At 72.6% G+C, this 14,877-nt stretch carries 15 protein-coding genes and 1 pseudogene; 11 read left to right on the top strand and 5 right to left on the bottom strand.

The features are described 5' to 3' along the window. Positions 1–183: 183 nt before the first annotated feature. The 4 genes from PU704_RS01540 (at position 184) to PU704_RS01525 (ending at position 3,916) form a co-directional block, all read left to right on the top strand. Positions 184–1,392: a thiolase family protein gene (locus PU704_RS01540; protein ID WP_277549840.1), complete on the top strand. Its 1,209-nt coding sequence runs from the start codon at positions 184–186 to the stop codon at positions 1,390–1,392. Next, positions 1,392–2,171 carry an enoyl-CoA hydratase/isomerase family protein gene (locus PU704_RS01535; RefSeq protein WP_047802118.1) on the top strand — a complete coding sequence of 260 codons (780 nt, stop codon included), beginning with the start codon at positions 1,392–1,394 and terminating at the stop codon, positions 2,169–2,171. The genes PU704_RS01540 and PU704_RS01535 overlap by 1 nt, the downstream gene beginning before the upstream one ends. Positions 2,172–2,183: 12 nt before the next feature. Beyond that, positions 2,184–3,053 carry a 3-hydroxyacyl-CoA dehydrogenase family protein gene (locus PU704_RS01530; protein ID WP_277549839.1) on the top strand — a complete coding sequence of 290 codons (870 nt, stop codon included), beginning with the start codon at positions 2,184–2,186 and terminating at the stop codon, positions 3,051–3,053. A gap of 137 nt (positions 3,054–3,190) precedes the next feature. After that, on the top strand, positions 3,191–3,916 hold the full coding sequence (locus tag PU704_RS01525; RefSeq protein ID WP_277549838.1) for a tyrosine-protein phosphatase: 726 nt from the start codon (positions 3,191–3,193) through the stop codon (positions 3,914–3,916). A 36-nt stretch (positions 3,917–3,952) separates the two neighbouring features. Here PU704_RS01525 and PU704_RS01520 read toward each other — a convergent pair whose 3' ends face one another. Then, positions 3,953–4,357: a hotdog fold thioesterase gene (locus tag PU704_RS01520; RefSeq protein ID WP_047802116.1), complete on the bottom strand. Its 405-nt coding sequence runs from the start codon at positions 4,355–4,357 to the stop codon at positions 3,953–3,955. A 157-nt stretch (positions 4,358–4,514) separates the two neighbouring features. Between PU704_RS01520 and paaZ the strand changes: the two genes are divergently transcribed. Then, entirely contained in the window at positions 4,515–6,605 is a 2,091-nt protein-coding gene (paaZ, locus tag PU704_RS01515; RefSeq protein ID WP_277549837.1) for a phenylacetic acid degradation bifunctional protein PaaZ, read from the top strand. 27 nt (positions 6,606–6,632) lie between these two features. Here the strand turns inward: paaZ and PU704_RS01510 are convergent, their stop codons facing one another. The 4 genes and pseudogenes from PU704_RS01510 to PU704_RS01495 form a co-directional block, all read right to left on the bottom strand. Next, positions 6,633–6,998: a VOC family protein gene (locus PU704_RS01510; protein ID WP_277549836.1), complete on the bottom strand. Its 366-nt coding sequence runs from the start codon at positions 6,996–6,998 to the stop codon at positions 6,633–6,635. A 273-nt stretch (positions 6,999–7,271) separates the two neighbouring features. Next, positions 7,272–7,895, bottom strand: coding sequence for a TetR/AcrR family transcriptional regulator (locus tag PU704_RS01505; protein ID WP_047802114.1), 624 nt, complete (start codon positions 7,893–7,895; stop codon positions 7,272–7,274). 108 nt (positions 7,896–8,003) lie between these two features. Further along, complete coding sequence (locus PU704_RS01500) at positions 8,004–9,347, bottom strand: phenylacetate--CoA ligase family protein (protein ID WP_277549835.1); 1,344 nt, start codon at positions 9,345–9,347, stop codon at positions 8,004–8,006. Positions 9,348–9,472: 125 nt separating this feature from the next. Then, positions 9,473–9,865 (bottom strand): annotated as a pseudogene (locus PU704_RS01495) (hotdog fold thioesterase); the annotation flags it as partial. Positions 9,866–10,065: 200 nt separating this feature from the next. Between PU704_RS01495 and paaA the strand changes: the two are divergent. The 6 genes from paaA to PU704_RS01465 all read left to right on the top strand — a co-directional run bounded on the left by paaA (position 10,066) and on the right by PU704_RS01465 (position 14,819). Next, the gene (paaA, locus tag PU704_RS01490; RefSeq protein ID WP_082157203.1) at positions 10,066–11,082 is read left to right on the top strand and encodes a 1,2-phenylacetyl-CoA epoxidase subunit PaaA; all 1,017 of its coding nucleotides are present in this window, start codon (positions 10,066–10,068) and stop codon (positions 11,080–11,082) included. Between the two features lie 2 nt (positions 11,083–11,084). Then, positions 11,085–11,411: a 1,2-phenylacetyl-CoA epoxidase subunit PaaB gene (gene paaB / locus PU704_RS01485; RefSeq protein ID WP_047802111.1), complete on the top strand. Its 327-nt coding sequence runs from the start codon at positions 11,085–11,087 to the stop codon at positions 11,409–11,411. Further along, a complete protein-coding gene (gene paaC / locus PU704_RS01480) occupies positions 11,408–12,235 on the top strand; it encodes a 1,2-phenylacetyl-CoA epoxidase subunit PaaC (RefSeq protein ID WP_277549834.1) in 828 nt (275 codons plus the stop codon). The genes paaB and paaC overlap by 4 nt, the downstream gene beginning before the upstream one ends. 4 nt (positions 12,236–12,239) lie before the next feature. Further along, entirely contained in the window at positions 12,240–12,788 is a 549-nt protein-coding gene (gene paaD, locus PU704_RS01475; RefSeq protein ID WP_082157202.1) for a 1,2-phenylacetyl-CoA epoxidase subunit PaaD, read from the top strand. Further along, entirely contained in the window at positions 12,788–13,948 is a 1,161-nt protein-coding gene (gene paaE / locus PU704_RS01470) for a 1,2-phenylacetyl-CoA epoxidase subunit PaaE (protein ID WP_277549833.1), read from the top strand. Before paaD ends, paaE begins: the two co-directional genes overlap by 1 nt. 94 nt (positions 13,949–14,042) lie before the next feature. After that, positions 14,043–14,819: an enoyl-CoA hydratase/isomerase family protein gene (locus tag PU704_RS01465; protein ID WP_277549832.1), complete on the top strand. Its 777-nt coding sequence runs from the start codon at positions 14,043–14,045 to the stop codon at positions 14,817–14,819. Positions 14,820–14,877: the final 58 nt, after the last annotated feature.

Genomic DNA, 14,877 nt, shown 5'->3' with positions numbered 1-14,877 from the left:
GACGCCGGATCGTGTCTGCACTGTGCGTGCGCTGAACTTCCGTGAAGACGCCAGGATCTCACGGACGCGGTCCCTGTTGACCCCGCGCGCGCGCTCATGCGATCGTAAGGTGAACGAACGGTCGGTTATTGCTGGGCACCGTCGCCCGCGACCGGCCCTCCCCGTCGCGACAGGAGTTCTGCCATGTCCTCAACCCCCCAGGCCTTCCTCGTCGGGGGCGCGCGCACCCCCGTGGGCCGGTACGGCGGCGCGCTCTCGAGCGTGCGCCCGGACGATCTCGCGGCCCTGGTGGTCAAGCACGCAGTCACCGACGCCGGGATCGACCCCCACGACGTCGACGAGGTGATCCTGGGCAACGCCAACGGCGCCGGCGAGGAGAACCGCAACGTGGCCCGCATGGCCTGGCTGCTGGCCGGCTTCCCCGACACCGTCCCGGGGATCACGGTCAACCGGCTGTGCGCCTCGGGCCTGTCCGCGATCATCATGGCCTCGCACATGGTCAAGGCCGGGGCGGCGGACATCGTCGTCGCCGGCGGTGTGGAGTCCATGTCCCGGGCCCCGTGGGTGATGGAGAAGCCCGCCACGGGCTTCGCCAAGCCGGGCGAGGTCTTCGACACCTCGATCGGCTGGCGCTTCACGAACCCGCAGTTCAAGAAGCAGGACAAGATGACCTACTCCATGCCGGAGACGGCCGAGGAGGTCGCCGCCGTGGACGGCATCACCCGCGAGGACGCCGACGCGTTCGCCGTCGCCTCCCACGAGAAGGCGATCACCGCGATCGACGCCGGCCGGTTCGCCCCCGAGATCGTGCCGGTGACCGTCACGGGCCGCAAGGGCGCCGAGACGGTCGTGGACACCGACGAGGGGCCCCGCCCGGGCACCACCGCCGAGGTGCTCGCCAAGCTGCGGCCCGTGGTCGCCCACGGCTCGGTCGTCACCGCCGGGAACTCCTCCTCCCTCAACGACGGCGCCTCGGCGATCCTGGTGGTCTCCGAGCGGGCCGCCGAGAAGTACGGGCTGGCCGCCCGCGCCCGGATCGTGGACGGCGCCTCCGCCGGCGTGGCCCCGGAGATCATGGGCCTCGGCCCCGTCCCGGCCACGCAGAAGGTCCTCGAGCGCACCGGGTGGGGCGTCGGCGACCTCGGCGCGGTCGAGCTCAACGAGGCCTTCGCCTCCCAGTCCCTGGCCTGCATCCGCCGCCTGGGCCTCGACGCCGGCACCGTCAACAACGACGGCGGGGCCATCGCGCTGGGCCACCCGCTGGGCTCCTCGGGCTCCCGGCTGGTCGTGACCCTGCTGGGCCGGATGGAGCGCGAGAACGCGGACCGCGGTCTCGCCACCATGTGCGTGGGCGTGGGCCAGGGCACCGCGATGCTCGTGGAGAAGCTCTGATGCCCGGCCCCGGCGAGATCCTGGGCGGGGAGTTCACCGCCCTGCGGCTCGAGGAGCGCGAGGACCGCCTGCACGTCGTCCTGGACCGCCCCGCCGTGCGCAACGCCATCGACGCGACCATGGTCGAGGAGCTGCACACCGTGTGCGGCCACCTGGAGCGGCACCCGAAGATCCTGCTCCTCTCCGGCACCGAGGTGAACGGCAAGGGGGTCTTCGCCTCCGGCGCGGACATCGGCCAGCTGCGCGAGCGCCGCCGCGACGACGCGCTGCAGGGCATCAACTCCCGGATCTTCGCCCGGATCCACCAGCTGCCCATGCCCGTGATCGCCGCGATCGACGGCTACGCGCTGGGCGGCGGCGCCGAACTGGCCTACGCGGCGGACTTCCGGATCGCGACCCCGCACCTGCGGATCGGCCAGCCGGAGACGAACCTGGGCATCATCGCCGCGGCCGGCGGGCTGTGGCGGCTCAAGGAGCTCGTCGGCGAGCCGGTCGCCCTGGACATCCTGCTCGCCGGGCGGATCCTCGACGCCCGGGAGGCCCTGGCGCTGCACCTCGTCACCGAGCTGCACGAGCCCGCCGACCTGGTGGGCGCGGCACACGCGCTCGCGGACCGGATCGGTGCCCAGGACCCCCTGGCCGTGCGGATCTCCAAGCGGGTCTTCGCGGCCCCGCCGTCCGCCCACCCGCACATCGACGAGCTGGCCCAGGCCGTGCTCTTCGAGTCGGAGGCGAAGTTCGACCGCATGCAGGCCTTCCTGGACCGCAAGAAGAAATAGGAGCAGCAGCCGATGACCGAGAAGCACGCACTGTCCGTCCCCGCCACCGTCGGCGTCCTGGGCGGAGGCCGCATGGGCGCGGGCATCGCCCACGCCTTCCTGCTCGCCGGGGCGCAGGTGACCGTGGTGGAGCGCGACGGCCAGGCCGCCGAGGCCGCCCGGGAGCGGATCGAGCGGGACCTGGCGAAGTCGCTGGAGCGCGGGAGCGTGGACGGCAACCTCGACGAGTGGTCCGAGCACCTGACCGTGTCCCTGGACTCCGCGGACCTCGCCGGGTGCGAGCTCGTCGTCGAGGCCGTGCCCGAGTCCTGGGACCTGAAGGTCTCGGCGCTGCAGGAGGTCGAGCGGCACCTGTCCGGGACCGCCTGGCTGGCCACGAACACGTCCTCGCTGTCCGTGGACGGCCTGGCCGCCCAGCTCGCCCGCCCCGAGCGGTTCTGCGGCCTGCACTTCTTCAACCCGGTGCCGGCCTCCAAGCTCGTGGAGGTCGTGGTCTCGAAGCACACCGGCGAGGAGCTCAAGCGGCTGTCGGTGCAGTGGGTCGAGGGCCTCGGCAAGACCCCGGTGGTGGTCAACGACGCCCCCGGCTTCGCCTCCTCCCGGCTGGGCGTGGCGATCGCCCTCGAGGCCATCCGCATGGTCGAGGACGGCGTGGCCTCCCCCGAGGACATCGACAACGCCATGGTCCTGGGCTACAAGTTCCCGGTGGGCCCGCTGGCGCTCACGGACATCGTGGGCCTGGACGTGCGGCTGGGCATCGCGGAGTACCTCGAGTCCGAGCTCGGAGAGCGTTTCGCGCCCCCGCAGCTGATGCGGGACATGGTCGCCCGCGGTGAGCTGGGCCGCAAGACCGGCAAGGGCTTCTTCAGCTACGACGGGTAGCGCCCCCGCCGGCTCCGGCCGGGGCCGGTCGGAGCCGGCGGGGCCCGGTCGGAGCCGGTGTCCGCGCACGCCCGGGACCAGCGCCGGCGACCTCCCGGAGGAGCGCGTCGTCGGGGGCGGGGCCTACTGTGGGCACCATGGACGCGCAGCCCGGGACCCCGGCCCCCTGGGAGGGGGCGATCAACGCGCGGCTCCTCGCCGGGGACGTGTGGCGGATGGGCCGCGCCGAGCGGCTCACGCCCGCGGGCTGGCGCGCCGCCGCCGCCGACGGGGTGCGCACGGTCGTGGACCTGCGCAACGCCGGCGAGCGCCGCCGCCGCCCCACCGATCCGGTGGACGAGCCGGCCGCCCGGGCGGGCATCGCCGTCCTGCACCGCCCCACGGAGGACCCCGCGCACCCCGAGTTCGCCCTCGTGGGCACCCCGTACCTGAACCACCCGCGCGGCTACCACGACTACCTGCGACTGTTTCCGGGACCGATCGCCGAGGCGGTGCGGGCGGTGGCGACTGCCGAGGGCGCCGTGGTGGTGCACTGCTCGGCCGGGCGGGACCGGACCGGGGTGCTCGCCCTGCTGCTCCTGGGCCTCGCCGGGGCCTCCCCGGAGCGCCTGCTCGCCGAGGACGAGGCGGCCGCGCGCGGGATCAACGAGTGGCACCGGGTCTCGCCCGTGCCGCACCCGGTGGAGCGCCACCACCCCGAGGAGGAGCTGGCCGCGCTGCTCGCCGGGCGCCGGGCCGCCCTCGCCGAGCTGGTGACCGGGCTCGACGCCGAGCGCTACCTCCGCGGGGCGGGGCTGTCCGCCGGTGAGCTGGCGGCCCTGCGCCGCCGGCTCGGCCGCCCCGCCCCCGGTCCGGCTGCCTGATTCCGGCTGCAGAAGCCCGGTGCCTGAGCCCGGCCCCTAGCTCCGGTCCTTGAGGAAGTTCGTGATCCGCACCGTGCACAGCCGGGTGCCGTCCTCGTGCGCGATCACCACCTCGTGGCAGGTGAGGGAGCGGCCCAGCTGCAGGGCGGTGGCCGTGGCCGTCACGGTGCCGGTGCGGGAGGACCGGTGGTGGGTGGCGTTGACGTCGACCCCCACGGCCACCTTGCCCATCGTGGACGCGTGGATCACCGCCGCCCAGGAGCCCACGGCCTCCCCGAGCGCCACCATGGCCCCGCCGTGCAGCAGGCCCAGCGACTGCCGGTTGCCCTCCACGGGCATCGTGGCGACCACCCGCTCCGCCGACTCCTCGAGGACGGTGACGCCCATCTTCTCGTCCAGTTCGCCCAGGACGATCCGCCAGGGCTCGGGGGTCGCGCTCATGGCACTCCTCGGTGGCAGGGGGCGGGGACCGCAGATTCCCTGTGGTCCCCGGGTGTGACGTACGTTATCGTGGTCATAATACCGAACGATCGGTCAGGATGCCGGAGCGGGACCTCGTCCCGGCCCGGCACGCACCCGAGCGAAAGGACCACCCACCGTGGCAGCACAGACCCAGACCGTCCTCCCCAGCTATCTGCGGGGCCGGTGGTGGACCCCGGAGGATCCGCAGCGGATCACGGAGGTCGCCGACGCCTCGACCGGCGAGATCGTGGCGCGCGTGTCCACCGACGGCATCGACATCGCCTCCGCCGTGGAGTACGGCCGCACCGTGGGACAGCGCGCCCTCGGGGAGCTCACCATCCACGAGCGGGCGCTGAAGCTCAAGGAGCTCGCGCAGCACCTCACCGAGCACAAGCAGGAGCTCTACGACCTGTCCTACGCCACCGGCGCCACGCTCAAGGACCACTTCTTCGACGTCGACGGCGGCATCGGGACCCTCTTCACGTTCTCCTCGAAGGGCCGGCGCGAGCTGCCCAACGCCAACGTGATCGTGGACGGCGCCGTGGAGCAGCTCTCGAAGGACGGGTCCTTCCTGGGCGAGCACATCTACACCCGGATGCCCGGCGTGGCCGTGCAGATCAACGCGTTCAACTTCCCGGTGTGGGGCTTCCTGGAGAAGTTCGCACCGGCCTTCCTCGCCGGCATGCCCACCGTGGTCAAGCCCGCGACCCCCACCGGCTACGTCACCGAGGCCTGCGTGCGCCTGATGGTCGACTCCGGGATCCTGCCCGAGGGCTCGCTGCAGCTGGTCTCCGGATCCGCCCGGGACCTGCTCGACCACCTGGACTACCGCGACCACGTGGCCTTCACCGGATCCGCGGGCACCGCGCAGTCGCTGCGCAACCACGACAACGTGGTCAACGGCGGGGTCCGCTTCACCGCCGAGACGGACTCCCTCAACGCCGCGATCCTCGGCCCCGACGCCACCCCGGACACCCCGGAGTTCGAGGCCTTCGTGAAGGCCGTGTTCGTCGAGATCACCGCCAAGGCCGGCCAGAAGTGCACGGCCATCCGCCGCGTCATCGTCCCGCAGGAGCGCGTGGAGGACGTCGTGGCGGCCGTGGCCCAGCGCGTGCAGCAGCGCGTGGTGATCGGCGACCCCCGCGCCGAGGGCGTCACCATGGGCGCCCTCGCGTCCAAGGAGCAGCAGTCGGAGGTCCGCAAGGCCGTGGAGCGCCTCGTGGCCGCCGGCGGCACCGTCCGCCTCGGCGGCCCCGACGCCTCCGTGGGCGCGGCCGACACCGAGGCGGGAGCCTTCTTCCCCGTCACGGTCCTGTCCTTCGACGACCCCGAGACCCCGGAGGTGCACTTCGTCGAGGCCTTCGGCCCGGTGACCTCCGTGCTCGGCTACACCGACGTCGACGACGCCGTGCGGCTGGCCGCGCTCGGCGGCGGCTCGCTGGTGGCCACCGTGTGCACGAACGACGGCGCGACCGCGGCCCGGTTCGCCGCCGGCATCGGCTCCCACCACGGGCGCGTGCACTTCCTCAACCGCCAGGACGCCAGGACCTCCACCGGCCACGGCTCCCCCATGCCGCACCTGGTCCACGGCGGCCCGGGCCGCGCCGGCGGCGGCGAGGAGCTGGGCGGGGTGCGCGGCGTCAAGCACTACATGCAGCGCACCGCGATCCAGGGGCCCCCGGACATCCTCACGGCCGTCACCGGCGTGTGGCACCGGGGCGCCGCGGCGAACACGGTGACCCGGGAGGCGGTCGAGAACGGCACCGGCGAGCACCCGTTCCGCAAGTCGCTGGAGACCCTGCGGATCGGCGACCAGTTCGCCTCCGAGCTGCGCACGGTGACCCTGGAGGACATCACCGAGTTCGCCGAGAAGACCGGGGACACCTTCTACGCGCACACCGACGAGGAGGCGGCCACGGCCAACCCGTTCTTCCCCCGGCGGGTCGCCCACGGCTACCTGCTGGTCTCCTGGGCGGCCGGACTGTTCGTGGAGCCCGCCCCGGGGCCCGTGCTGGCCAACTACGGACTGGAGAACCTCCGGTTCCTCACCCCGGTGACCTACGACGACGCCATCCGGGTGACCCTGACCGCCAAGCAGATCACCCCCCGGGTGACCGACGAGTACGGCGAGGTCCGCTGGGACGCGATCCTGCACAACCAGCACGACGAGATCGTGGCGACCTACGACGTCCTGACCCTGGTCGCCAAGACCTGGCCGGCGGCATGACCACCTGACCGGCAGCCTGCCAGGGCGTCAGGCGCCCAGGATGCAGAACTCGTTGCCCTCCGGGTCGGCCAGCACCACCCAGGAGTCCGTCCCGCGGCGGTCGTCGACCACCTCGGCGCCCAGTTCCACCGCGCGCGCGACCTCCTCCTCGCACGTGCCGCCCTCGTCGGGCCGCAGGTCGAGGTGGACCCGGTTCCACGCCGGGCCCTTGGCCTCCCGGACGCCCTCCGAGAAGAACAGCAGGCGGAAGCCCTCCGGGCTCTCCAACCAGCACTCCGTGTCCCCGGTCCGGCACGGCCCGCCGAGGGGCCAGCCCAGCAGCCGGTGCCACCACCGCGCCTGGGCACAGGGGTCCAGCGCGCTGACGGTCGTGTGCGACAGTCGTACTCCCACGGTGCCTCCCGGTGCACGGGGTCGGGGCGGGCGGGCCTGCGGCGCGTCCGCCCGGGGACGTGGCACCAGTCTGCTCGAACGCCGCCCCGCCCTCACCGCGCCACGCCCGGACGCCCTGTCGCCTCCCCTCGCACACTCCCCGGCCCCCCTTCCGTCGAGCCCCCATGAACAGCGCGGTCCCCCGTGCAACGGCGTGGGGGATCGCGGGTGATCTGGGACTCGGCGGGCAGCGTCCCGCCACGGTGGGGACTCGGCGGAGGGCCGGCCGGCGGGTCAGGGAGCGCGCAGGCCCGAGAAGGCGAGCGCGACCACGGTGTCGGCCAGCCCGTCGTCGGGCTTGTCCGGATCCGGCCGGTACCAGTCGACGATCGAGTTGATCATGCCCAGGAGCAGGCGGGAGGCGGAGCGGCCGCTGAGGTCGCGGCGCAGATCGCCCTCCTCCTGCGCCTGCTCGATGAGCGCGCCGACCCGGCGGGTCACGGTGCGCCGGCGCTCGAGCGCCCGCGTCTCGACCTCCGAGTTGCCCCGCAGCCGCAGCAGCAGGGTCACGTACGGCATCTGCTCCACGAGCACGTGCACGGTCCCGCGGATCACCTGTTCGAGCCGCTGGACCGCCGGGGCCTCCGTCCGCTCCGCGGCGGCCAGGACCTCCTCGAGCGCGTCGAGGGCACGGTTCAGCGCCTGCTCGAGGATCTCCTCCTTGGACTCCACGTGGTGGTAGATCGCGGACTTGGAGATCCCCAGGTGCTTGGACAGGGTGCCCATCGAGGTGGCGTCGTAGCCGTGGACGTTGAACACCTCGACGCAGACGCCGAGCAACGTCTCGCGGTCGTAGCCGGGCCGGCCGCGGCGCGGGGCCCCGCTGTCCGGGGGTGCGGACGCCGGTGCGTGGGACATGGGGACCTCGATCTCGACGGTGACGGGGTGGGCCGAGCAACGATCTTATGACGTGGCCGGCCGCCGGGAGCCCCGGGGACGGCCGCGGACGGTCTCAGGGGAGGCGGCTCACGCCTTGTCCCGGTGGTCGTAGACGCGGCGCAGCTTGCCGGAGGAACGGGCGAGCGTGCCCGGCTCGGCGATCCGGATCGAGGCCGAGGAGCCGATCTTGGTCTTGATGGCGTGCAGCAACTTCTGCCCGCCCGCCTCGGCGGCCTCGACGGTCACCTGCTCGCGCCGCTCGATGTTGATGGTCATCTGGTCCATCCGGTGCGGGCGGGTGATCTCGAGCGTGAAGTGCGGGCTCAGCTCCGGCACCTGCAGGGCGAGCTCCTCGATCTGGGACGGGAACAGGTTGACCCCGCGCAGGATGATCATGTCGTCGGAGCGGCCCGTGATGCGGCCCATCCGCCGGTGCCCGGGCCGGTCCGTGCCGGGCAGCAGGCGGGTGAGGTCGTGGGTGCGGTAGCGGATGATCGGCAGGGCCTCCTTGGTGAGCGCCGTGAACACGAGCTCACCGGGCCGGCCGGTCTCCTGGACCTCGTCCGTGAAGGGGTCGATGATCTCGGGGCGGAAGTGGTCCTCCCAGATGTGGGAGCCGTCCTTGGACTGCGCCGACTCCCCGGCCACGCCGGGGCCCATGACCTCCGAGAGGCCGTAGATGTCGCACGCGTCGATGCCGAACGTGGTCTCGATCTCCCGCCGCATCTCCACGGTCCACGGCTCCGCGCCGAGCACGGCGGTGCGCAGCGAGGTCTCCCGCGGGTCCAGGCCGAGCGTCCGGAAGCCGTCGGCGATGGTCAGCAGATAGGTGGGGGTCGAGAGGATGGCCTGGGGCTCGAAGTCCCGGATCATCTGGACCTGCTTCTCGGTCTGCCCCCCGGACATCGGGATGACCGCGCAGCCCAGGCGCTCGGCGCCGTAGTGGGCGCCGAGCCCGCCCGTGAACAGCCCGTAGCCGTAGGCGTTGTGCACCTTGTCCCCCGGCCGCACGCCCGAGAGGCGGAAGCAGCGGGCCACGAGGCTCGCCCAGGTGCTGATGTCGTTCTCGGTGTAGGCCACCACGGTGGGCTGGCCGGTGGTCCCGGAGGAGGCGTGGATCCGGCGGACCTCGCTCATCGGCACCGCGAGGGACTTGAACGGGTACGCCTTCCGCAGGAACTCCTTGTCCGTGTACGGGAAGAGCCGCAGGTCCTCGAGCTCCGTGAGGTCGCCCGGGTGCACGCCGTGGGCGTCGAAGAGCTCGGTGTAGGCGGGGACGTTCTCGTAGGCGTGGTGCAGGGTCCAGCGCAGGCGCTCCAGCTGGAGGGACTCCACCTGGTCCCGGCTCATCGTCTCCTCGGGATCCGGCTGCGACCGGTCCGCCGGGGCGGGAGCGGGGGTGTAGGGATTGGGGACGGAGCACTCGGCCATGATCAGACCTCCTCGGGCTGCGGGGCGGACGGCTGGGCGGACTGCAGGACGGGCTGCTCGGCCGGCTCGTCGGCCGGCCCCTCGTCCGGGCGCTCCGCGGGCGTCGCGGCGCGGAGGGCCGGGTTCGGGATGGTGCGGCTGCGGCCGCGGAACTCGGCGACGAGCCGGCCCTCGGCCGTGACCTGGATGTCGTAGACTCCGCTGCGCCCGGCCTGGGCGCGCAGGGTGCCCACGGCGACGAGCTCCTGCCCCCGGTGGACGGAGGCGATGAAGTTGATGTCCACCCCGGAGGCCACCGTGATGGTGCTGCCGTCACCGGCGGGGTCGTTGCACGCGAGGGCGAAGCAGGTGTCCGCGAAGGCGAAGACCATGCCGCCGTGGGCGATGCCGAACCCGTTGAGCATCTCCTCGCGCAGCGTCATGCGGATCTGGGCGTGGCCGTACTCCGCGCGGTCCACGGTGATGCCCATCCAGCGCGAGGTGTGGTCCCCCGCGAGGATCGGGTGGCCCTGGGACATGTAACTCTCCTCACAATTCACGACCGAATGGTCAGTAGACAATCTCACTCCGGAGCCCGTGTCAACCCGCGCTGACCCGGCGGTACCGGCCCGCAGCCTGTTGACGCGGCCCCCGGGGTCCCATATTCTGAACGAACGGTCAGTTAGTCGCGTGCGGCTCTCCGCGCCCCGCGGCGCCATCTCGTCGGAAGAAGGACACCATGACTTCGCAGAACACCGGCCTCCACGCCGTGGCCGCGGCGGACCCGGCCGAGCAGGCCGAGCTGGACCGCGCCGGCCAGGAGCACTTCGACCACATCATCGCCGAGGACTCCCGCATCGAGCCGCGCGACTGGATGCCGGCCGCCTACCGCCGCACCCTCGTCCGCCAGGTCTCCCAGCACGCGCACTCCGAGATCATCGGGATGCAGCCGGAGGGCAACTGGATCTCCCGGGCCCCGTCCCTCAAGCGCAAGGCCATCCTGATGGCCAAGGTGCAGGACGAGGCCGGTCACGGCCTGTACCTCTACTCCGCCGCCGAGACCCTGGGCACCCCGCGCTCCGAGCTCACCCAGCAGCTGCTGGACGGCCGGGCCAAGTACTCCTCGATCTTCAACTACCCGGCGCGCACCTGGGCCGACATGGGCGCCATCGGCTGGCTCGTGGACGGCGCGGCGATCGCCAACCAGGTCCCGCTGTGCCGGGCCTCCTACGGCCCCTACGGCCGGGCGATGGTGCGCATCTGCAAGGAGGAGTCCTTCCACCAGCGCCAGGGCTGGGAGATCCTCTACGAGCTCTCCCACGGCACGCCCGCGCAGAAGGAGATGGCCCAGGACGCCGTCAACCGCTTCTACGGCCCGTCCCTGCAGATGTTCGGCCCCCCGGACGACGACTCGCCCAACTCGAAGCAGTCGATGGCGTGGAACATCAAGCGCTTCTCCAACGACGAGCTGCGCCAGCGCTTCGTCGACATGATCGTCCCGCAGGCCGAGGCCCTCGGGCTCACCCTGCCGGACCCGGACCTCAAGTGGAACGCGGAGCGCGGCCACTACGACTACGGACCGCTGGACTGGGACGAGTTCAAGGCCGTCGTCGGCGGCAAGGGCCCGTGCAACGTCCAGCGCATGCAGCGCCGCCGTCAGGCCCACGAGGAGGGCGCCTGGGTCCGCGAGGCCGCCGCCGCCTACGCCCGCAAGACCGCCGCGGAGCGCGCCTCCGCCGAACTCATCGGAGCCTGAGCATGAGCGAGAACCACGAGAACACGGTCCGCCCGATCGGCGCCGCCTCGGACGAGTGGCCCCTGTGGGAGGTGTTCGTGCGATCCTCGCGCGGGCTCTCCCACGTCCACGCCGGTTCGCTGCACGCCCCGGACGCCACGATGGCCGTGCGCAACGCCCGGGACCTGTACACCCGCCGCAACGAGGGCACCTCCGTGTGGGTCGTGCCCTCCGAGGCCATCACCGCCTCCGACCCCGACTCCAAGGGCGGGTACTTCGAGTCCGCCCAGGGCAAGAGCTACCGGCACGCCACGTACTACACGAAGAGCGAAGGGGTGAAGCACCTGTGAGCTTCGCGTCCCACGATTCCGCGACCCGCCAGAGCGCGGGCCACGCCATCACCGCCGAGGACCTCCAGGCCGGCGGCGCGAAGGCCACCGAGGACGTGGCCCGCTACGCCCTCCAGCTGGGCGACGACGCCCTGATGCTCTCGCAGCGCCTGGGCTGGTGGATCGCCCGGGCCCCGGAGCTCGAGGAGGACATCGCGCTGGCCAACATCGCCCTGGACCTGCTCGGGCACGCCCGCTTCTTCCTGACCTACGCCGGCACCGCCTGGGGGAAGACCGAGGACGACCTCGCCTACTTCCGCGACGAGGAGGAGTTCCGTTCCTGCCGCCTGGTGGAGCAGGAGAACGGCGACTTCGGGCAGACCATCGCCCGGCAGCTGATCTTCTCCTACTACCAGTACGAGCTCTACCGCCGCCTGGTGCACTCCTCCGACCCCACGCTCGCGGCCATCGCGGACAAGGCCCTCAAGGAGGTCCAGTACCACCAGGACCACGCCGGCCAGTGGGTGCTGCGCCTGGGCCTGGGCACCGAGGAGTCCAAGCGCCGGATCCAGGCGGGGCTGCACTACATGTGGCCCTACGTGGACGAGCTCTTCCACGACGACGAGCTCGTCGACGCGCTCGGGGACGCGGCCGTGCGCCCGTCCGGGCTGCGCGCGGACTTCGACGTCCGCCTGAAGGCGGTCCTGGACGAGGCGGAGCTGTCCGTCCCCGAGCTGCTGGGCGCCTACGGCGGGGACCGCTCCGGACAGTTCAGCGAGCAGCGGGGCCACATCCTCGCCGAGATGCAGGTGCTCGCCCGCCGGCACCCCGGCGCCACCTGGTGAGGAGATGACGACGATGACCGACCACCCGCACACGCGGCCCGCGCCGGTGACCGGCCGGGAGCTGCGGCCGGAGGACGAGGCCTCGGCGCGCATCTGGGACGTCGCCGCGACGGTGAACGACCCGGAGATCCCGGTGCTCTCCATCGCCGACCTCGGGATCCTGCGCGGGGCCCGGGCCGAGGGCGAGCGCGCCGTCGTCGTCATCACGCCCACCTACTCCGGGTGCCCCGCCATGGAGACCATCACCGCGGACGTCACCGCGGCGCTCAACGCCCACGGCTGGGAGGACGTGCGGGTGGAGCTGGTGCTGCAGCCCGCCTGGACGACCGACTGGATGAGCGAGGACGGCCGGCGCAAGCTCGCCGAGTACGGCATCGCCCCGCCCACCGGCCGCGCCGCCGCCGGGCCCGTCCGGCTGAGCCTGGCCGTCAAGTGCCCGCGCTGCGACTCCCTCAACACCCGCGAGATGACCCGCTTCGGGTCCACCGCCTGCAAGGCGCTCCACGTCTGCAACGAGTGCCTGGAACCCTTCGACTACTTCAAGGTGCACTGATGACCGAGATCACCGCCCCGGCCCGGCGCCGGGCCACGTTCAACTCCCTCGAGGTCTCCCAGGTCCGCAAGCTCACGGCGGACTCGGTCGAGGTCGCCTTCGCGGTCCCCCCGGAGCTCGTGGACGACTACGACTACCTGCCGGGCCAGTACGTGGCGCTGCGCGCCCACATCGACGGCCAGGAGGTCCGCCGGTCCTACTCGATCTGCGCGGAGCCGGCGCCGGGCGAGATCCGGGTGGCGATCAAGCAGGACCTCGGCGGGGTGTTCTCCACCTGGGCCAACGAGTCGCTGCAGGCCGGCGACCGGCTCGACGTGATGAACCCGCAGGGGGCGTTCATCTCCAAGCTGGGGCTCACCAGCCTCAACGACCCCGAGCGGCTCGCCGCGGAGGAGGTCGCCCGGAACGCGTCGGTGCACCTCGTCGCCTTCGCGGCCGGCTCCGGGATCACCCCGATCATGGCCATCGCCAAGGCGGTGCTGCGGGCCTCCCCGACCTCCACCTTCGACCTCGTCTACGCCAACCGCTCCGCCATGGACGTGATGTTCGCCGAGGAGCTGGGCGACCTCAAGGACAAGTACCCGTCCCGCCTGGCGGTCCACCACGTGCTCTCCCGCGAGCAGCGGATCAGCCCCCTGATGTCCGGGCGGATCGACGCCGACAAGCTCAACGGCATCCTGGACGAGGTGGTCCCGGTGGGCCGGACCGACGAGTGGTTCCTGTGCGGGCCCTTCGAGCTGGTCCAGCTGTGCCGGGACGCCCTCGCCGAGCGCGGCGTGCCGGAGGACCGGATCCGCTTCGAGCTCTTCACCACCGGCCGGCCCGAGGCCCCGCAGGGGCAGCAGGGCCGGGTGGTGCCCGCCGACCCCTCCGGGGAGAACGTCGAGATCACCTTCAACCTCGACGGGCTCTCCAGCACGATCGAGTCCCCGAGGAGCGCCCACGAGACCGTGCTCAACGCGGCGCTGCGGGTCCGGCCCGACGTGCCGTTCGCGTGCGCCGGCGGGGTGTGCGGCACGTGCCGCGCGAAGGTGGTCTCCGGGGAGTTCGAGATGGAGGAGAACTACGCCCTGGAGAAGGACGAGGTCGAGAAGGGCTACGTCCTGACCTGCCAGACCCGGCCGACCTCCAAGGAGTTCGCCGTCGACTTCGACGCCTGAGCCGCGCGTCCCGGGCGGCACTGCCCGGGACCCGGCCCTCCCCCCTGCCCGGCGTCCTGCCCGGCCCCGTGCCCGACCCTCCCGAGGAGCAGCAGTGATCGACCTGACCATCGACGGATCCGTGGCCGAGGTGGTGCTCGACGCGCCCCAGAAGATGAACGCCCTGGACGAGGCCGCCCTCGCCGAGCTGGGCGAGGCCTACGCCGAGGCCGAGCGGGCCGGCGTCCGGGCGCTCGTGCTGCGCGGTGAGGGCCGCGGCTTCTGCGCCGGCCGGGACATCTCCGCCGTGGACCCCGCCTCCGACGACGCCTACGGGTACCTCGCCGGGAAGGTCACCCCGCTGCTGCGCACGATGAGCCGCTTCCCGGCGCCGACCTTCGCCGCCGTGCAGGGGGCGTGCCTGGGGGTGGGGCTGGGCCTGGCGATCGCCACCGACGTGGTCTACGTGGCCGAGGACGCGAAGATCGGCTCCCCCTTCGCCAACCTCGGCGCGACCCTCGACTCCGGCGGGCACGCCCTGTTCACCGAGCGGCTCGGGGCCCACCGGACCCTGGACCTGATCTACACCGCGGAGCTGATGAGCGGCGCCGAGGCCGTGCGCTCCGGGCTGTTCAGCCGGTCGGTGCCGCGCGAGGAGCTGCTCGAGCTCACCCGGGCGAAGGCCGCCGCGGTGGCCGAGGGCGCCACCGGGGCGTTCCTGGCCTCCCGGGAGCTCGTGGCCCAGATCCGCGACCAGCGGCTGGGCCTGTGGGAGTCCGTGGAGCACGAGAACCGGGTGCAGGGCGAGCTGTGCCGCAGCGCCGACTACGCCGAGGGCTTCGCCGCGTTCCAGCAGAAGCGCCGCCCCCGCTTCACCGGCGTCCGGCCCTGAGCCGCCGCACGGGCTGAGCGGCACGGGCTGAGCGGCACGGGCTGAGCGGCACGGGTTA

The organism is Kocuria oceani (genome assembly GCF_029524215.1).
In the GTDB taxonomy this organism is placed as follows: Bacteria; Actinomycetota; Actinomycetes; order Actinomycetales; family Micrococcaceae; genus Kocuria; species Kocuria oceani.
This window is presented reverse-complemented; position numbering and strand designations above follow the sequence as displayed.